The organism is Streptomyces sp. CB02400 (assembly GCF_001905725.1).
In the GTDB taxonomy this organism is placed as follows: domain Bacteria; phylum Actinomycetota; class Actinomycetes; order Streptomycetales; family Streptomycetaceae; genus Streptomyces; species Streptomyces atrovirens.
Genome location: NZ_LIWB01000007.1, coordinates 330,077 through 348,555, shown reverse-complemented (window position 1 = coordinate 348,555; position 18,479 = coordinate 330,077). Strand labels below are relative to the sequence as shown.

The 18,479-nt window shown below is 72.5% G+C and carries 12 protein-coding genes; 8 read left to right on the top strand and 4 right to left on the bottom strand.

Annotation, left to right across the window (positions count from 1 at the left end; all coding sequences use genetic code 11):
* Nucleotides 1–64 precede the first annotated feature (64 nt).
* Entirely contained in the window at nt 65–1,822 is a 1,758-nt protein-coding gene (locus AMK33_RS19625; protein ID WP_073934130.1) for a sensor histidine kinase, read from the top strand.
* A 331-nt stretch (nt 1,823–2,153) separates the two neighbouring features.
* Nucleotides 2,154–4,523, top strand: coding sequence for a glycoside hydrolase family 65 protein (locus AMK33_RS19620; RefSeq protein ID WP_073934129.1), 2,370 nt, complete (start codon nt 2,154–2,156; stop codon nt 4,521–4,523).
* Between the two features lie 72 nt (nt 4,524–4,595).
* On the opposite strand, the gene AMK33_RS19615 is transcribed toward AMK33_RS19620, so the two are convergent.
* The 3 genes from AMK33_RS19615 to AMK33_RS19605 form a co-directional block, all read right to left on the bottom strand.
* Nucleotides 4,596–5,960, bottom strand: coding sequence for an FAD-dependent oxidoreductase (locus AMK33_RS19615; protein ID WP_073934128.1), 1,365 nt, complete (start codon nt 5,958–5,960; stop codon nt 4,596–4,598).
* A gap of 134 nt (nt 5,961–6,094) precedes the next feature.
* Nucleotides 6,095–8,833 carry a SpoIIE family protein phosphatase gene (locus AMK33_RS19610; RefSeq protein ID WP_201263048.1) on the bottom strand — a complete coding sequence of 913 codons (2,739 nt, stop codon included), beginning with the start codon at nt 8,831–8,833 and terminating at the stop codon, nt 6,095–6,097.
* Between the two features lie 224 nt (nt 8,834–9,057).
* Entirely contained in the window at nt 9,058–9,603 is a 546-nt protein-coding gene (locus AMK33_RS19605; RefSeq protein ID WP_079194908.1) for a hypothetical protein, read from the bottom strand.
* Nucleotides 9,604–10,508: 905 nt separating this feature from the next.
* On the opposite strand from AMK33_RS19605, the gene AMK33_RS19600 reads away from it, so the two are divergent.
* Together AMK33_RS19600 and AMK33_RS19595 are read left to right on the top strand one after the other, a co-directional pair.
* Nucleotides 10,509–10,739: a DUF397 domain-containing protein gene (locus AMK33_RS19600; RefSeq protein WP_073934125.1), complete on the top strand. Its 231-nt coding sequence runs from the start codon at nt 10,509–10,511 to the stop codon at nt 10,737–10,739.
* Between the two features lie 155 nt (nt 10,740–10,894).
* Nucleotides 10,895–11,815, top strand: a complete 921-nt coding sequence (locus tag AMK33_RS19595) for a helix-turn-helix domain-containing protein (RefSeq protein ID WP_073934124.1) — start codon at nt 10,895–10,897, stop codon at nt 11,813–11,815.
* Between the two features lie 71 nt (nt 11,816–11,886).
* Here the strand turns inward: AMK33_RS19595 and AMK33_RS19590 are convergent, their stop codons facing one another.
* The gene (locus AMK33_RS19590; RefSeq protein WP_073934123.1) at nt 11,887–12,708 is read right to left on the bottom strand and encodes an SAM-dependent methyltransferase; all 822 of its coding nucleotides are present in this window, start codon (nt 12,706–12,708) and stop codon (nt 11,887–11,889) included.
* A 225-nt stretch (nt 12,709–12,933) separates the two neighbouring features.
* Here AMK33_RS19590 and AMK33_RS19585 point away from each other — a divergent pair, with 225 nt between their 5' ends.
* The 4 genes from AMK33_RS19585 to AMK33_RS45200 all read left to right on the top strand — a co-directional run bounded on the left by AMK33_RS19585 (nt 12,934) and on the right by AMK33_RS45200 (nt 18,228).
* Nucleotides 12,934–15,333, top strand: a complete 2,400-nt coding sequence (locus AMK33_RS19585; protein WP_073934122.1) for a molybdopterin oxidoreductase family protein — start codon at nt 12,934–12,936, stop codon at nt 15,331–15,333.
* Nucleotides 15,330–15,821 (top strand): hypothetical protein, encoded by a 492-nt coding sequence (locus tag AMK33_RS19580; protein WP_073934121.1) that lies wholly within the window; start codon nt 15,330–15,332, stop codon nt 15,819–15,821. The genes AMK33_RS19585 and AMK33_RS19580 overlap by 4 nt, the downstream gene beginning before the upstream one ends.
* A gap of 101 nt (nt 15,822–15,922) precedes the next feature.
* Nucleotides 15,923–17,584 (top strand): tetratricopeptide repeat protein, encoded by a 1,662-nt coding sequence (locus AMK33_RS19575; RefSeq protein ID WP_073934120.1) that lies wholly within the window; start codon nt 15,923–15,925, stop codon nt 17,582–17,584.
* Nucleotides 17,585–17,976: 392 nt separating this feature from the next.
* The gene (locus AMK33_RS45200) at nt 17,977–18,228 is read left to right on the top strand and encodes a hypothetical protein (RefSeq protein ID WP_235618140.1); all 252 of its coding nucleotides are present in this window, start codon (nt 17,977–17,979) and stop codon (nt 18,226–18,228) included.
* The last annotated feature ends 251 nt before the right edge of the window (nt 18,229–18,479 follow it).

Here is an 18,479-nt window from a genome sequence, read left to right as displayed (position 1 = left end):
ATGCCGTACCGTCGCCTTTACTGGACCGTTACCGGCACGCCGGGCGGGAAACCGCAGGGCGACAATGCCGGACGAGGGGACGGGAGGCACACGGGTGGCAGACTCCGAGCGGGACGAGGACGCCCGCGTACGGCTACCGCAGCTGAGGCTGGACGAGCTGCTGGAGGAGCTCCAGGCGCGGATCGACGCGGCCCGCGGCACCCGCGACCGGGTGCACAGTCTGCTGGAGGCCGTCCTCTCGGTCGGCCGGGAACTCGACCTGGAGCAGGTGCTGCACAGCATCGTGGAGGCCGCGGCGGCGCTGGTGGACGCCCAGTACGCCGCGCTGGGCGTGATCGGCCCGGACGGCAGGCGGCTGTCCGCCTTCCACACCGTCGGGGTCAGCGAGGAGGAGATCGCCCGCATCGGCCACTACCCCGAGGGCCACGGCATCCTCGGCGAGCTGATCCGCCATCCGGAACCGCTGCGGGTGCCGAAGCTCTCCGACCACCCCGCCTCGTACGGATTCCCGGCCCACCACCCGCCGATGAACACCTTCCTCGGCGTCCCCATCCGGGTCCGCGACCAGGTGTTCGGCAACCTGTACCTGACCGAGAAGCGGGGCGGGGCGCACTTCGACGAGGAGGACGAGTCGGTCCTGTCCACCCTCGCCGTCGCCGCCGGCGTCGCCATCGACAACGCCCGCCTCTACGAGGAGTCCCGGCAGCGCGAACGCTGGCTCCAGGCCAACGCCGAGATCACCCACGGACTGATGTCCGGCAGCGAACGCGGCTCGGCGCTCGCGCTCATCGCGGAACGCGCCCGGGAGATCACCGGGGCCGCCCTCGCCGCGGTCGCGGTGCCCATGGCGGACACCGACTCGCTGACCGTGGAACTGGCCATCGGACAGGGCGCCGACACCCACCGGGGGCTCGTCGTGCCCGTCGACGACAGCCTGCTCGGCCGCGCCTTCACCAGTGCCGCTCCCGTCACCACCGCGGACATCGCACGCGACGAACGGGTCTACTCCGGTCCCCAGCAGCTCGCCGACCTCGGTCCGGCGGTCGCCGTGCCCATCGGGTCGGGCGAGAGCGTGCGTGGCATCGTCCTGCTGGCGCGGGCCGTGGACCGCAACGCGTTCACGGACAAGGAGATCGAACCGCTGCAGGGGTTCGCCGCCCAGGCGGCCGTGGCGATGGAGCTGGCGGAGCGCCGCCGGGACGCCGAGCAGATCGCCGTGTTCGAGGACCGCGACCGCATCGCCCGCGATCTGCACGACCTGGCCATCCAGCGGTTGTTCGCCACCGGTATGACGCTGCAGAGCGCCGGCCGGTTCATCGAGCACAAGGAGGCCTCGGAGCGGGTGCTGCGGGCCGTGGACGACCTCGACGAGACCATCAAGATCATCAGGTCGACCATCTTCGGCCTGCGCTCGCCCGCCGACGAGGGCGGCGGAACCGGCCTGCGCGCCCGCGTCGTACGGGTGGTCGGCGAGACCGCACCCGTGCTCGGCTTCCCCCCGAGCGTGCGGATGGAGGGCCTGATCGACACCCACGTCTCCAAGGAGGCCGCCGACCATCTGGTGGCCGTGCTCTTCGAGGCGCTGACCAACATCGCCCGGCACGCCCGCGCCGACCGTGCCGAGGTGGTGCTCGAGACCGACGGACGCGAGGTACGGCTGACGGTCGCGGACAACGGCGTGGGCATCCCGGACGGGGGCCGCCGCAGCGGCCTGCGCAACATGGCCGAACGAGCGGAACAACTGGGTGGCACGTTCGACATCACCGACTCCGCAGACGGGGGCACCACACTGCTGTGGCGCGTGCCGGTGGGGGAGCGGTAGACGGTTCGGGTCTGTCCTCCGGATCAGGCCGGCTCCGGGGGCGGTGTCTTCCGGTCGGTTTGAGTGAGGGTTTGTGCGTGCGGCTGTGAGGCGGGGGAGTCGGCGCGGTAGATGTGTGCCGGGCTTCGTGACCCCGGCAGGAGTCGGGAGGCAGGCGCTGATGGCTGTCCGGGTGTGCCGGGTGGCCGCCGCGGGTACTCCGGTGGTCGGTCGTCGGCCGTGGTGGCCGTCCGTCCATGACCGGTGCGGGTCTCACCGTCGGTGACGACTCCGGGACGGGCCGCCGCGGCGCCGCGCCGCGGCGGCAGCCGTCGGCGGGAGGAGTGTCGCAGTGACGGGCTGGACCTGGGAGCACGAGGGGTACGACCCCGCCGACGCGCGTCTGCGGGAGTCGCTGTGCACCCTGGGCAACGGATACTTCGCCACCCGGGGCGCGCTGCCGGAGTGTTCCGCGGACGAGGTGCACTACCCGGGCACGTACGCGGCCGGCGTCTACAACCGGCTCGTCTCCGAGGTCGCCGGACGGCACGTCGAGAACGAGGACATGGTCAACCTGCCCAACTGGCTGCCGCTGCGCTTCCGGCTCCCCGGCGAGCCCTGGCTCACCCCCGACACCGCACACGTGCTCGACCACGGCGAGACCCTGCACCTGTCCTCCGGACTCCTGGAGCGCAGGACGCGGTACGGCCTCGGCGCCGGACGGACGCTCATGGTGCGCCAGCACCGCTTCGTGCACATGGCCGACCCCCATCTGGCCGGTCTGCGCACCGAGTTCACCGCCGAGGGCTTCTCCGGCCCCCTGGAGACCGAGGCGGCGCTCGACGGCGACGTCACCAACGCCGGGGTGCCGCGCTACCGGGACCTGGACGGCCGCCATCTGACCCATGTGCTCACCGGCACGACCGCCGCGGACACGGTGTGGCTGCGCTGCCGCACCCGCACCTCGGACGTCCGGATCGCGCTCGCCGCCCGGCTGACCGCACCCGCGCCCGTCACGAACCGGCACGACCGCCCGCGCGCCCTGCAGAGCATCCGGCTGGACCTGGCCGCCGGAGAGACCGTCACCGTCGACAAGATCGTCGCCCTGCACACCTCCCGCGACCCCGCGATCAGCGACCCGCTGCACGCCGCCGTCGACCGGGTGGTCCGGGCGGGCGGCTTCGACGAGCTGCTCCCGCCGCACCTGACGGCCTGGGACCAGCTGTGGCGCCGGGCCGAACTGGACGTACCCGGCGAGGCCGGCCGCATCCTGCGGCTGCACCTCTTCCACGTCCTGCAGACCCTCTCCCCGCACACCGCGGACCTGGACGTGGGGGTCCCCGCCCGAGGACTGCACGGCGAGGCGTACCGGGGGCACGTCTTCTGGGACGAGCTGTTCGTCCTGCCGTACCTCAACCTGCACTTCCCCGAGATCTCCCGCGCGCTGCTGCACCACCGCCACCGGCGGCTGGAGCGCGCCCGCACCGCCGCCCGGGACGCCGGGCGCCACGGCGCGATGTACCCCTGGCAGAGCGGCAGCGACGGCCGGGAGGAGACCCAGCAGCTGCACCTCAACCCCCGCTCCGGCCGTTGGCTGCCCGACCACTCCCACCTCCAGCACCACGTCGGATCGGCGATCGCGTACAACGTCTGGCAGTACTGCGAGGCCAGCGGCGACCAGGAGTTCCTGCACACCAAGGGCGCCGAGATGCTGCTGAACATCTCCCGCTTCTGGGCGGACTCCGCCACCTTCGACGACCGTCTGGGCCGCTACCGCATCAAGGGCGTGGTCGGCCCGGACGAGTACCACGACGCCTACCCGGACGCCGCCGAACCGGGCCTCGACGACAACGCGTACACCAATGTCACGGCCGCCTGGGTGCTCGCCCGCACCCTGGACGTGCTGCGCGGCCTGCCCGAGCCGCGCCGCCGTGAACTCGCCGAGCGGACCGGACTGGACGCGAGGGAACTGGAGCAGTGGGAGGAGATCTCCCGCACTCTCCACGTCCCCGTCCACCACGGCGTCATCAGCCAGTTCGAGGGCTACGGCGAACTCGCCGAACTCGACTGGCGCGGCTACCGGCGCCGCTACGGCGACATCCGGCGTCTGGACCGGCTGCTGGAGGCCGAGGGCGACACCGTCAACCGGTACCAGGCCTCCAAGCAGGCGGACGTCCTGATGCTGGGCTACCTCTTCTCGCCCGCCGAACTCCAGGGGCTCTTCCGCAGACTGGGGACGATCCTGGACGAACGGACCTGGCGGCGCACGGTCGACCACTACCTGCACCGCACCAGCCACGGCTCCACCCTCAGCGGCCTGGTCCACGGCTGGGTGCTGGCCCGCGCCCGGCGCGCGGACGCCTGGAAGTTCTGCCAGGAGGCCCTCCAGGCGGACATCGCCGACATCCAGGGCGGCACCACCGGGGAGGGCATCCACCTCGGCGCCATGGCCGGCACCCTCGACCTCGTCCAGCGCGGACTGACCGGTCTGGAGACCCGCGGCGGAGCCCTGTGGCTCGACCCGGTGCCCCTGCCCGAACTCTCCTCCTACGGTTTCACCCTGCGCTACCACGGCCACTGGGGTGTCCGGCTGCGGCTGGAACACGGCCTGCTGGAGATCGCCGTGCCCGCCTCCGGCCGCTCCCCGATCGAGGTCCACCTCCCGGACCGCACGGTCCATCTCCAGCCCGGCGAGACGGACCGCCTGGCCCTCCCGGACTGACACGCGCGCGCCCGTCCGGTCCGGGGAACGGACCGGACGGGCGCGCGGTAATGAGCCCTCGCGGGCAGGGGGTCAGGCGCCGCTCTCGCGGAGCATGTCCTCGCGCTCCACGATCTTCACGCGCTCACGGCCCTGCGGCTCGCCCAGCGCCTTCTCCGCGGCGTCCAGGCGGTACCAGCCGTCCCAGGTGGTGAAGCGGATGCCGCGCTCGGCGAGGAACGCGTCCACGGCCTCCGGGTCGGGCGAGCCGGGAGTCTGGAGCCGGCCGGCCGCGTAGTCCGCCAGCAGGTTCCCCACCGTCTCGTTGGCGTCGCCCTTGGTGTGGCCGATCAGACCCACCGGACCGCGCCGGATCCAGCCGGTGACGTACGTGGACTCCAGGTGCTCGCCGGTCTCCTGGATGACACGCCCGCCCTCGTCCGGGACCGTGCCGGAGCCGATGTCCCACGGCAGCTTGGGGAGCTTGTCGGAGAGGTAGCCCACGGCCCGGTAGACCGCGCTGACGTCCCAGTCCTTGAACTCGCCGGTCCCCTTGACGTTGCCGGTCCCGTCGAGTTCGGTGCGCTCGGTGCGCAGGCCGACGACCTTGCCGTCCTCGCCGAGGATCTCGGTGGGCGACTCGAAGAAGTGCAGGAACAGCTTGTGCGGACGGTCGCCGGCATCGCGGATCGCCCAGTTCTCCAGGGTCTTGGCGACCATGTCGGCCTGCTTGTTGCCGCGCCGGGTCGCGATCGAGCCCTCGTCGTAGTCGATGTCCTCGGGGTCGACGATCACCTCGATGTTGGGGGAGTGGTCCAGCTCCCGCAGCTCCATCGGGCTGAACTTCGCCTGCGCCGGGCCACGGCGGCCGAAGACGTGGACCTCCAGCGCCTTGTTGGCCTTCAGACCCTCGTACACGTTCGCCGGGATCTCGGTCGGCAGCAGCTCGTCGGCCGTCTTGGCCAGGACGCGGGCCACGTCGAGGGCGACGTTGCCGACGCCGAGCACGGCGACCTTCTCGGCCTCCAGGGGCCAGGTGCGCGGCACGTCCGGGTGGCCGTCGTACCAGGAGACGAAGTCCGCGGCGCCGTAGGAGCCGTCGAGGTCGATGCCCGGCACGTCCAGCGCGCGGTCGGCCGTGGCGCCGGTGGCGAAGATCACACCGTCGTAGAACGCGCGCAGATCGTCGAGGTGGAGGTCGGTGCCGTAGTCGACGTTGCCGAACAGACGGATCTGCGGCTTGTCGAGCACCTGGTGCAGGGCCGTGATGATGCCCTTGATCCGCGGGTGGTCGGGGGCGACGCCGTACCGGATCAGTCCGAACGGCGCAGGCATCCGCTCGAAGATGTCGATGGACACGCCCGGTTCGGCGGCCACGTCGGACTTGAGCAGGGCGTCGGCGGCGTAGATCCCGGCGGGGCCGGATCCGACGATGGCTACCCGCAGGGGGCGGGGCATGGTCAGGTTCCCTTCGAGCGATGACAGGCGACTCGGTTGGAAGCCTAGACTGAGGCATGCCTTACCTGGTACGCGGGTCCGGTCTATGGGCTCATAAGCCTCTCTTATGAGATCTCCCCGCCTGACCTTATGGCTCACGGAACGGGCTGCTCCGTCCAGATGACCTTGCCGGCGGGCAGATAGCGGGTGCCCCAGCGTTCGGCGAGCTGGGCCACCAGGAACAGGCCGCGCCCGCCCTCGTCCGTCATGGTCGCGTACCGCAGATGGGGCGAGGTGCTGCTGCTGTCGTACACCTCGCAGATCAGGTTGTGGTCGTACAGCATCCGCACCTGGATGGGGGTGCCGCCGTAGCGGAGCGCGTTGGTGACCAGCTCGCTCAGGATCAGCTCCGTGCTGAACGTCAGCTCGTCCAGCCCCCACTCGGCCAGCTTCCGGGTGACCGCCGCCCGCACCTCGCCGACGGCCGCCGGGTCCGGCGGCACCGGCCACTGGGCGATCCGGCCGGCGGGCAGCGCCCGTGTCCGCGCCACGAGCAGCGCGATGTCGTCGCCGGTCCGCGCCGGGCGCCGGGACTCCAGTACGACCCTGCAGGTGTCCTCGGGGGAGTCGCCGGACCGGGACAGCGCCTCGCGCAGCCGCTCCAGGCCGACGTCGATGTCGTGCCCGCGGTCCTCGACCAGCCCGTCGGTGTAGAGGACGAGCCGGCTGCCCTCCGGCAGTTCCAGCTCGGCCGACTCGAACGGCAGACCGCCCAGCCCCAGCGGGGGGCCTGCGGGCACGTCCCAGAACTCCACACCGCCGTCCGGGCGGACCACGGCCGGCGGCGGATGGCCCGCCCGGGCCACGGTGCAGCGCCGGGAGACCGGGTCGTAGACCGCGTACAGACAGGTCGCCCCCGTCACCGGCGCGCTCTGCTCGTCCTGCGCCTCGTCCTGGTCGATGCGCCCGACCAGCTCGTCGAGCAGGGCCAGGAGCTCGTCGGGCGGGAGGTCGAGGGCGGAGAAGTTGTGCACCGCCGTGCGCAGCCGCCCCATCGTGGCCGCCGCGTGCAGGCCGTGGCCGACGACGTCGCCGACCACGAGCGCGACCCGGGCACCGGACAGCGGCAGCACGTCGAACCAGTCCCCGCCCACCCCGGCCTGCGCGGGAAGGTAGCGGTAGGCGATCTCCAGGGCGCTCTGCTCGGGCAGGGTGCGCGGCAGCAGGCTCCGCTGGAGCGTCACCGCCATGCTGTGCTCGCGCGTGTAACGGCGGGCGTTGTCGATGGAGACCGCGGCCCGGGCGACCAGCTCCTCCGCGAGAGCCAGCTCCTCGGTGTCGAACGGCTCCGCCTTCCGCGAACGCCAGAAGCTGACCACCCCGAGCACCAGCGCCCCGGCCCGCAGCGGCACGGTGATCAGCGAATGGATGCCGTACTCCATGACCTGCCCGGAGCGTTCCACGTCCTGTGCGTGCCAGCCGGGCGCCTCGTCGAGCCGGGGCTCCAGGACCGGCCGGCCGGTGGCGAGGCTGACGCCCTGCGGGGCCGACGCGACGAAGCGGATCTGCTCGCCCTTGGGGTAGAGCGGGGCGTCCGCGCCGATCCCCACCGACGCCGCGCGGCGCAGTACGCCGGCCGCGTCGGGGTGGCCGCCGGCCAGCACCGACTCGAACAGGTCCACCGTGACGAAGTCGGCGAACCGCGGCACGGCCAGCTCGGCGAGTTCCTCGGCCGTGCGGGTGACGTCCAGGCTCGTCCCGATGCCCACCCCCGCGTCGTACAGCATGTTGAGCCGCTCGCGTGACGCCTCCGCCCGGCCGGACAGGGCGCGCAGCTCGGTGGAGTCGCGGACCGTGGCCACGCTGCCGGGCGGGCCGCCGGCCCGGTCGGTGGGCCGCTGGTTGACCGCCAGCAGCCGGTCGGCCACCAGATGCACCTCGTCCGTGGCGACACGGCCCGAGGACAGCAGTTCGGCGGTGCCGGGGTCCAGGCCGATGTCCGGCACGGGCCGGCCCTCGGCGTCCTCGGGCAGGCCGAGCAGCCGGCGCGCCTCGTCGTTGGCGAGCATGAGCGTCCCGTCCCCGTCGACGATGATCACCCCTTCGCGCACCGCGTGCAGCACCGCGTCGTGGTGTTCGTACATCCGGGTCATCTCGCGCGGGCCCAGGCCATGGGTCTGGCGCAGCAGCCGTCTGCTCACCAGGGCCGCGCCGCCGGTCGCCAGGGCGAGCGCGGCGAGCGCCGCGCTCAGGACGAGGGGAAGCTGGTCCTCCGCCGCCCCGCCGACGTGCTCGGTCGTGATGCCGGCCGAGACCAGGCCCACCACCTCGCCGCCGGCGTCCTCGACCGGCACCACCGCCTGCACCAGCTGTCCGATGGTGCCCTCGATCTCCTCCACCACCGGCTCGCCGGCCAGCGCGGGCCCGATGGTGCCGACGAACTTCTTGCCGATGCGGTCCGGTTCGGGATGCGTGTAGCGGATGCCGTCGGTGTTCATGACGACGATGAAGTCGACGTTCGCCTGCTCGCGGGCCGCCGCGGCATGCGGCTGGAGCACGGCCGTGGGGTCGGGGGACTCCAGCGCCTCGACGATGCCCGGCGCGTTCGCGAAGGTCTCCGCGACGGCGAGGGAGCGGTTGCGGGCCTCCTGTGTGCTGTCCCGCCGCACCTGGAGCACCAGCGCCACGACGGCGGCCACGACCAGCAGCAGCACGATCGTCAGGTGCAGCACGAACACCTGTCCGGCGACGCTGCGCCCGCTCAGCACCGACCGCAGCACCGCCGCCGGATGCCACCGGGAGCGGCCGTCTGCGTCCCGTCGGCGCCGGACGGACGCCGCGGCACCGGGCCGCAGGGACGACCGGGGCCGGGATCGACCCATGAGTCGGACCATGTGCCATGTCTACACTGCCGCGCCACGCGAGGCGAGGGACGGCGCCCGCCCGACCGGCGGGTCGTCACCGTTCCGTCACAGGTCCCCCGGGTCGCGCGCGGCCGTCCCCCGTTGACCGCGCGCGACCCTCCCCCGGCGCGCGACTCGTCCCCCGAAGGTCGCGCGCGTTCCTCGACCGGGCCACCCCGGGCTGTGTTCGTTTCAAGAAACCCGGCCCCGCCGACTCAGTCGGCCAGGGCGCGGGCCAGCTCCGTGGTGGCGCGGGCGATCTCGGTGTCCGGCTCGGCCAGCAGCCGGTTCAGGTCGCCGCGCCGGGCGCGCACCGCCTGCCGGGCGGCCCGCTCCCACACCACCGGGTTCTCCCGGCGGCTGAGCAGCTTGGGATACGCGGCGGCGGTGCTCTCCCACTGCCGGGCGTCGGCGATGGCCTTGAGCAGCTGGATGATCCCGGCCCGGCAGGTGACGTGCGGAAGCTGGGCCAGTTCCCAGAGGAAGGGGACCGTGGCGGCGGTCGCCTGTTCCGTGACGAAGCCGTACTGGCAGATCCGTTTCCGCAGATCCTCCAGGGCGGCGCGGGCGGTGCCGGTGTCCCCCCAGGCGATGCCGTTCAGCAGCAGGGGGATGGCCGTCGCCGAGCCGGTGGAGTCCTGCATGTCGGCCCACGGCACGCGGGACAGTGCCGTGAGGGGTGTGGTCCGTGCCACTCCGGTGGGGGACGTGTGGCGCACAGGGCGCTCGCTGCTCGGCTGTTCCGTAGAAGCGCTGCGCATGGCGTGGGTGCCTTTCCGCGGCAGTCGTGTCAGATGGGGGGTCGGGTCGACGACCGGGCCCGTACCGTCCTGCCCGTCGGAGGGGTGGGGCGGCACCGGGTGTGCGGACGGGCGGGTGGTCGTCGGGGGCGGAGACGGTGAGCGGCGGGTGCGAGGGCTCCGGGTGGAACCCGGGCCGTATGTCCGGCGCACCCGCGCACCGCGGTGCCGCGTGTGTCACGGCGGTGGCGGCCGGGGGCGTCGTACGGGTCAGGAAGCGGGGAACCGGCGGGGCCTGACGCGTGCGGCCGTGAGGCGGAGGAGGGTGTCGACGCGATGGGGGTCCCTCCCGCGCGAGCGCAGTCGAGCGTGGGGGAGTCGGCGGCCGAGGGCGACGCGGCCGGGGGAGTGCGTGCCGGACCCCGTGTCCGCGGCGTGATCCGGACGGCACTCCCCGACCCGGTGATCACAAGGTTGACGTCGTCGCGGTGGTGGCCGAGCGGCCGGGCGCGCAGGGTGTTCCGGGTGGAGGACCGCGCCCGCGCGAGCCCCTTCCGGCCGCGCGTGAGGTGCGGCGTGGCCGAGATGGACGCGGGGCGGGCCGTCTCCGGCACCGGGAGCGGCTGTCCGTACGGCGTCGCAGGGAGCGGCCGGCGCGGACCCGCCGTCACCGTGCCGCGGCCACTCGTCCGTATCACGGCGGCGGCCGGTGGCCGGAGTAACGGATGCGCAGGTGATGACACGGCATCTCCCCGATGCGACGTCAGGACGGGGCGCCAGCACAGGGGTTGACGCCGCAGCTATTATCCACGCTGACAGCGCTCGTGTGCAATTGCACGAGAAATTGCGCGAGATTTTTCCCGGCGTGCGGGGTCCGGCACCCGGAACCGCGCACCGGGAGACACGGGAACAGCAAGGAGACAGCGGTGCCAGGAGTGCGCAACGGAGTGCGGGCCAGCCAGTTGGACGCCCGCTGGATCAAAAGCCGGCACAGCAACGCCGAGGGCAACTGCGTCGAGGTGGCCCCGCTGACCGACGGGGGGATCGCGATGCGCAACTCCCGTGACCCCGACGGCCCCGCCCTCGTCTACACGGCCGCGGAGCTGGCGGCGTTCCTGGCCGGCGCGAAGGACGGCGAGTTCGACCACCTGGTCTGAACGCCCGCGACGCACCGGCACCGGCCGCCCGGACCGGTGCCGGCGAAGCGGAGCTCGACTCGCCACTTCCTCGGGACTTTCGCACGCGGATGCGGTGAGGGGGAGTCAGATGCGATAGTGTAAAGCGCCCTTGTGCCGGTCTGCTGGGAGTCAGGATGTCCGCCGCGTCGCATCGAATCTCCCGTCTGGAACCCTATCTGGACAGGCCCGAGCCCGCTCCGACCCTGCTGAAGATGCTGGTCGGCGTGCAACTGGCGGGCTTCCGCGACGACGCCGGACTGTCCCAGGACCAGGCGGCGCGCTCCGTCGGCTTCAGCCCGGCGAAGCTGTCCCGCATCGAGTCCGGCAAGGGCCGCCGCCCGCCGACCGAGGGCGACGTCCGGGCCCTGCTGACGCTGTACGGCACCGACGAGTACGAGGCCTCGGTGCTGCTCAAGCTGCTCCTGCGGGCCGGGGAGCCGGGCTGGTGGCAGCGGTACGACAAGCGGCTGATGCCCGAGTGGTTCGACCGTCTGGTCGGGCTCCAGGAGGCCGCCGCCACCATCCGTACCTTCGAGATCCAGTACGTCCCCGGACTGTTGCAGACCGCCGCCTACACCCGCGCGGTGGTCGAGCGGGGGCTGCCGAACGCCCCGGCCGGCGAGGTGCAGCGACGGGTCGAACTGCGCATGCGCCGCGCCGAACTGCTGCTGCGCGAGGCCGCGCCGCAGATCTGGGCCGTCATCGACGAGTCGGTCCTGCTGCGCGTCCTGGGCAGCCCCGCGGTGATGCGCGAGCAGCTCGAGCACCTGGTGACGATGGCCGAGCGGCCCAATGTGACGGTGCAGATCGTGCCGCTGGACGTGACGAACGCGTCGGCGCCCGCCATTCCCGTGACCTATCTGCGCTTCGGCGGGCTCGACCTGCCCGACGTGGTCTACCTGGAGCACATCAGGAGCGCCAACTTCCTCGAGGACCGCGACGAGACGGAGGAGTACCGGATCGCGCTGGACCGCCTCGCCGACGAGGCGCTCAAACCGCGCGACTCGGTGGAACTGCTCCGCAGGACGATCGAGGAGCGCTACGCCACGGCGTAGCGGCGGGCCCGGACACGCCGACGCCCCCGTGGGACCCGAGCGGACCGGCGGGGGCGTCGCGGCGTCGGGGGTCACAGCGGGAGCCGGCCCACACCGCCGAACTCGATCCACTCCTGGGTGAGCTGACGGGGTGCCACCTCGGTGTCCGGGCGCCAGGTGGACACCTCCACCAGACCCGGCTCCAGGACCTCCAGGCCCTCGAAGTACGACTCGACGTCCTTCGGCTCGCGCACCCGGCCCCAGTGCCCCTGGGTCGCCTGGTCCATGAAGTCGGTGACGAACTTGCGGACCTCGGCGTCCTCACTGACGAGCTGGCACATCACCATGAAGCTGCCCGGCGCCAGCCGTTCGCGCACCCGGCGGGCCAGGGCGAGCGGGCCGTCGGCGTCGTCGTCCGGGATGCAGTGGAAGACCGAGTTGAACAGCACGCAGACCGGCTCCGAGAAGTCGATCAGCCGCCGGGTCTCCGGGTGGCCGAATATCCCGTCGGTGTCGCGCATGTCGGCCTGGATGACCACGGTGCGCTCGTCCTGCTCCAGCAGGGCACGGCCGTGCACCAGCACCATCGGGTCGTTGTCGGCGTACACCACGTGGGCGGTCGGATCGACGCGCTGCGCGACCTGGTGGACGTTGTCCTGGGTGGGCAGGCCGGAACCGTGGTCGACGTACTGCCGTATCCCGTACTCCTGCGTGAGGGTGCGGACCACCCGCTGGAGGAAGCGCCGGTTGTTCAGCGCCAGACGGCGGGTGCTGGGCACCACCTTGTCGAGTTCCTCGGTCGCGGCACGGTCCGCCGCGTAGTTGTCCTTGCCGCCCAGGTAGTAGTCGTACATGCGCGCCGCCGTCGGCACGGTCGCGTCGATCTCGGTGGACAGCTGCTTACCGGTGTGCATCGTTCCCCCTGCGGGCCGCGCCAACTGGACTGGCTGGACAGGGAGTACATCCTAGGGAGCCGCGAAGGGGCCGTGCCAGCCCGTCGGCGAACGCCGCCGGAAGGAATGACGCGCCGGTCGCCCGAAATGACTCACGGTGTCCTACCGGATGCCTAAGGTGAGTGCTTGCGCTCCGGAGAGGGGGTACTCGCGGGGCGTCACCGTTTCCCCGTGGGAGGTCGGACCTTGGACAGCTCGACGGACCGGATCGCCGACCCCTGGGGCCCGCGCACCCCCTACGCGCCCGGCACCCCCTGGCCGGCCCGCACCGACACACATCTGGCGGAGGGAGTCGCGGAGGAGGACGTGGAGCGGTGGGTACGGTCCGCCTCCATCCTGCACTCCAACGGCGACGCGCTGGACATCGCGGTGCGCGACGGGCGCATCGTGGGCGTACGGGGCCGCGCGGTCGACCGGGTGAACCGCGGCCGGCTCGGACCCAAGGACCTCTACGGCTGGCAGGCCAACCACTCACCGGACCGGCTGACCAGGCCCCTCGTGCGGGAGAACGGGCGGCTGGTGGAGTCGGACTGGGACACCGCCATGGAGCGGATCACGGCCCGCACGAAGAACCTGCTGGACGAACGCGGCCCGGGCGCCGTCGGCTTCTACACCACCGGACAGCTCTTCCTGGAGGAGTACTACACCCTCGCCCTCATCGCCCACGTCGGCATCCGCACCAACCACCTCGACGGCAACACCCGTCTGTGCACGGCGACGGCCGCCGAGGCCCTCAAGGAGACCTTCGGCTCCGACGGCCAGCCCGGCTCGTACGAGGACGTCGACCACGCCGACACCATCGCCCTGTTCGGACACAACGTGGCGGAGACCCAGACCGTGCTCTGGATGCGGATGCTGGACCGGCTGGAGGGCTCCGACCCGCCCCGGCTGCTGTGCGTCGACCCCCGGTACACCCCCGTCGCCCAGCGCGCCGACGTCCACCTGGCGCCGCGCCCCGGCACCAACGTCGCGCTGCTCAACGCGCTGCTGCACGAGATCATCCGCACCGGCCGGACCGACCGCGCCTACATCGACGCGCACACCGTCGGCTTCGACGAACTCGCCGCCCGCGTCGAGGAGTGCACCCCGAAGTGGGCCGCGGAGATCTGCGACGTCCCCGCCGCGCAGATCGAACGGGCGGCGGAACTCCTCGGCGGCGCACGGCGGTTGCTCTCCACCGTCCTGCAGGGCGTCTACCAGTCCCACCAGGCCTCCGCCGCCGCCGTCCAGGTCAACAACCTGCACCTGATCCGGGGCATGCTGGGCCGCCCCGGCTGCGGACTGCTGCAGATGAACGGCCAGCCCACCGCCGAGAACACCCGCGAATGCGGCGCCGACGGCGACCTGCCGGGCTTCCGCAACTGGCAGAACGACCGACATGTGGCGGAACTCGCCGAGATCTGGAACGTCGAGCCGGACGCCATCCCGCACTACGGCCCGCCCACCCACGCCATGCAGATCTTCCGCTACGCCGAGCAGGGCTCGCTGGGCATGCTGTGGATCACCGGCACCAACCCGGCCGTCTCCCTGCCCGAACTGGCGAGGATCCGCTCGATCCTCGCCCAGGAGCGGCTGTTCGTGGTGGTGCAGGACCTGTTCCTCACCGAGACCGCCCAGCTCGCCGACGTCGTCCTGCCGGCCGCGACCTGGGGTGAGAAGACCGGCACCTTCACCAACACCGACCGCACCGTGCACCTGTCGGAGAAGGCCGTCGAACCGCCCGGCGAGGCCCGGTCCGACCTCGACATCTTCCTCGACTTCGCCGCCCGCATGGACTTCCGCGACAAGGACGGCGGCCCGCTGATCGGCTGGCGGGACCCGCAGGGCGCGTTCGCCGCCTGGCAGCGGTGCAGCGCCGGACGCCCCTGCGACTACACCGGGCTGAGCTACGACAAGCTGCGGCACGGCAGCGGCATCCAATGGCCCTGCACCGAGGACGCCCCCGACGGCACCGCCCGCCTCTACACCGACGGCATCGACCACGCCCACCCCGACCGGTGCGAGAGCTACGGCAAGGACATGGTCACCGGCGCGACCGTCACCCCGGTCGAGTACCGCTCCCTCAACCCGGACGGCAAGGCGGTGATCAAGGCCGCGGAATACCTCCCGCCGCACGAGGACGCCTCACCCGAGTACCCCCTCCAGCTCATCACCGGCCGCACCATGTACCACTTCCACACCCGCACCAAGACCGGCCGCGCGCCCGAGCTGAACGCCGCCGCGCCGGACGTGTGGGCGGAGATCTCACCCGCGGAGGCCGCCGCGCAGGGCCTGGCCGACGGCGACCTGGTCCAGGTCACCACCCCGCGCGGGGCGATGCGGGCCCGGCTGCGGACCACCGCGATCCGCGACGGTGTGGTGTTCGTGCCCTTCCACTACGGCTACTGGGACACCCCGCAGGGCCACCGGCCGCCCGACGACCGGCCCGGCCGGGCCGCCAACGAGACCACCATCACCGACTGGGACCCCCTCTCCAAACAGCCCCTGTTCAAGACGGCCGCGGCCCGCGTCACGCTGGTCGCCCGGCGGGACACACGGCAGGGCACGGACACCGACGGCACCGGGACGGCGGGGAGCGGCTCATGAGTGGCATCGGCATCACACTCCGCATCCTGCACGACGACGAACGGGACCTGGAACAGGACCTGCTGGCCGCCGCCGAACGCCATCGCACCGAGCACGAGTTCCACCACGTCGCCACCGACGTCGCCCGCTGGTCCCGGGAACACGCCACGCGGCTCGCCGCCCTCGGCCCCGACCACGGCGTCCATCTCTCCGGCCCCCGCGACCACCCCTCGCCCGGAGCGCTCACCGCCCTGCGGGAGAAGGCCTCACAGGCCCTCGGGCGCCGCCCGGAGACGGGCCTGCTGCTCCTGCACGACCTGCGCGACCTGCATCTGGCCGCCTCGCGCAGCTCGCTCCACTGGGAGATGCTCGCCCAGGCGGCACAGGCCACCCGGGACCAGGAGCTGCTGGAGCTGGTCTCCTCCTGCCATCCGCAGACCCTCCGCCAGATGCGCTGGACCAACACGATGATCAAGGTGCTGTCGCCGCAGCTCCTCGTCAGCGCGTAACCGGCACGGGTGGCGGCCCCCGGGGATGCCTGCGCCGACGTGTCTGCCCCGCTATCGTCGGTTTCGTCCCTACCGGACGCCCGCTGCCCCGGGAGGCACGCATGGACGACTACTACGACCTCGGCGACCACCGCCGGCCCGTGACGACCTCCTCCGCCGACGCCCAACTCTGGTTCGACCGCGGGCTGGTGTGGACGTACGCGTTCAACCACGAGGAGGCGGTCGCCTGTTTCGAGAAGGCGGCCGAGGCCGACCCGGACTGCGCCATGGCCCACTGGGGCATGGCCTACGCCCTCGGCCCCAACTACAACAAACCCTGGGAGGCCTTCGACGGCGACGAACTCGCCGGCACCGTCGCACGCACCCACCGGGCGGTGGAACGGGCGCACGAGAAGGCCGCCCGCGCCACCCCCGTCGAACGGGCCCTCATCGAGGCCCTGCGCGCCCGCTACCCGCAGGCGGAGGCCGCCGAGGACTGCTCGGTGTGGAACGAGCCCTACGCGGACCGGATGCTCGCCGTGTACGAGAACACCCCCGGCGACCCGGACGTGGCCACGCTCTGCGCCGACGCCCTGATGAACCTCACCCCCTGGCGTCTGTGGGACCTCAGGACCGGCCGTCCGGCCGACGGGGCCCGCACCCTGGAGGCCAAGGCCGTCCTCGACGGAGCCCTCGCCACCGCCGCGGGCGCCCGGCACCCCGGCGTCCTCCACCTGTACGTCCACCTGATGGAGATGTCACCCACGCCGGAAGCGGCCCTCACCGTCGCCGACCGGCTGCGCGGCGCCGTGCCCGACGCCGGGCACCTGCTCCACATGCCCTCGCACCTGGAAGTGCTGTGCGGCGACTACCGCCGGGTCGTCTCGGACAACACCGCCGCCGTCGCCGCCGACGAGAAGTACCTCGAGCGGGCCGGCGCCATGAACTTCTACACGCTCTACCGCGCCCACAACCACCACTTCCGGATCTACGGCGCCATGTTCGCCGGCCAGTCGGAGGTGGCCCTGGACGCCGCCGCACGGCTCGAAGCCGCCGTCCCCGAGGAACTCCTCCGGGTGCAGAGCCCGCCCATGGCCGACTGGCTCGAGGGGTTCCTGGCGATGCGTGTCCACGTCCTGATCCGCTTCGGCCGCTGGGACGACATCCTGGCGCTGCCGTTCCCCGCCGACCCGGAGCTGTACTGCGTGACCACCGCCATGCTCCACTACGCACGGGGCGTCGCCCTCTCCGCGACCGGCGCCACCGACAGGGCCGAGGCGGAGCGGACCGCCTTCCACGCGGCCGTGCGCCGCGTCCCCGGGACCCGGATGCTGTTCAACAACACCTGCCACGACGTCCTCGCCGTCGCGTCGGCGATGCTGGACGGCGAACTCGCCTACCGCGAGGGCGCGTACGACACCGCCTTCGCCGCGCTGGAACGCGCGGTCGAGCTGGACGACACCCTGCCCTACGACGAGCCCTGGGGCTGGATGCAGCCCACCCGGCACGCCTACGGGGCGCTGCTGCTGGAGCGGGGCCGGATCGAAGAGGCCGAAGCCGTGTACCGGGCCGATCTCGGCCTCGACGGCACCCTGCCCCGGCCCCTGCAGCACCCGGGCAACGTCTGGGCGCTGCACGGGTTCCACGAGTGCCTGCTGCGCACCGGCAGGACCGGGGAGGCGGCGATCGTCGCCCAGCAGCTCAAGCGGGCGGCCGCGCTGGCGGACGTACCCGTCGAGTCGTCCTGCTTCTGCCGGCTGGAGACCCACCACCCCTGCCACTGAACCGGCCCGGGCGCTCGCCCGGGCCGGTTCGGCGGGCCGGACGACGTCCGGCCTCAGCGTGCCTCGACGACGTCCTGGAACGTCTTCATGCAGGAGAAGCAGTGCCGGTCCGTCATGTGCCGACGAGTCGACTCGTCCTGCTTCTCCACTCCGCAGAGCGTGGATGACTTGTCCGACGTGAGGACATGCCACACCAGCTCCCCCGAAGTGTCTGCACCGCACCACATCTCGTGCATTCCCAGCTCCCTCCGGGTAGGCATGGAGGCCGCTTCCATACGAGCACGACCCGGGCCCGGACGGCCCGTCCGGCGAGGCAGTCGGGTGATGTGCGGGGCCGGAACGCATACCGGTGGTGCCGGCCGGATCCTGGAAGGACGACGAAGGCGCCGGTCGTGGTGCGTCCGTCGGGCGGACGGCGGGTGACCGCGCGAGGTGAGGTCGCCGGCCTCGCGAGCTCCGGCCGGGACATCGTGGAGTTCCCGCGGCGCGCGGGACTGCCGGAGGACGAACGGCTGCCGGCCGATCCCGCCCGGGTCGAGTGGGCCGGGCCCACGTCCACGACGCGGCGTAAGGGACTCCGCGCGACCGCCGCGGGGGTGCTCTCCACGTACCGCGGTCACCGTCGGCGCCGACTCCGACGGTGACCGCGCCTGCCCGTGTACCCCCACTTCACACCGTCATGCCGGGCGCGCGGACACGGCTGCCTCCCGGAGGTCCGAGGGGTGCCCGAGTCCGTCGCGAAGTCCCGCGACCCGGCACCCGGGACACCCGGCGCGGCGCACGAGACCGGTGAGATTGCCGGTCCGCACCGGCCCCCTCCTCTCCGACAGTGGCACCGCCAGTCAATCGGCGGCGCCCCCGGCCGGGGCACGGCCCCCACCACGCCGTGATCCCC

What these genes read in the sequence shown, in the direction of transcription:
- AMK33_RS19615 (WP_073934128.1), bottom strand. Translation starts at nt 5,960, where the DNA reads ATGCCCCGCCCCCTGCGGGTAGCCATCGTCGGATCCGGCCCCGCCGGG.
- AMK33_RS19605 (WP_079194908.1), bottom strand. Translation starts at nt 9,603, where the DNA reads ATGCGCAGCGCTTCTACGGAACAGCCGAGCAGCGAGCGCCCTGTGCGC.
- AMK33_RS19580 (WP_073934121.1), top strand. Translation starts at nt 15,330, where the DNA reads ATGAGTGGCATCGGCATCACACTCCGCATCCTGCACGACGACGAACGG.
- AMK33_RS19610 (WP_201263048.1), bottom strand. Translation starts at nt 8,833, where the DNA reads ATGGTCCGACTCATGGGTCGATCCCGGCCCCGGTCGTCCCTGCGGCCC.
- AMK33_RS19575 (WP_073934120.1), top strand. Translation starts at nt 15,923, where the DNA reads ATGGACGACTACTACGACCTCGGCGACCACCGCCGGCCCGTGACGACC.
- AMK33_RS19625 (WP_073934130.1), top strand. Translation starts at nt 65, where the DNA reads ATGCCGGACGAGGGGACGGGAGGCACACGGGTGGCAGACTCCGAGCGG.
- AMK33_RS19590 (WP_073934123.1), bottom strand. Translation starts at nt 12,708, where the DNA reads ATGCACACCGGTAAGCAGCTGTCCACCGAGATCGACGCGACCGTGCCG.
- AMK33_RS19595 (WP_073934124.1), top strand. Translation starts at nt 10,895, where the DNA reads ATGTCCGCCGCGTCGCATCGAATCTCCCGTCTGGAACCCTATCTGGAC.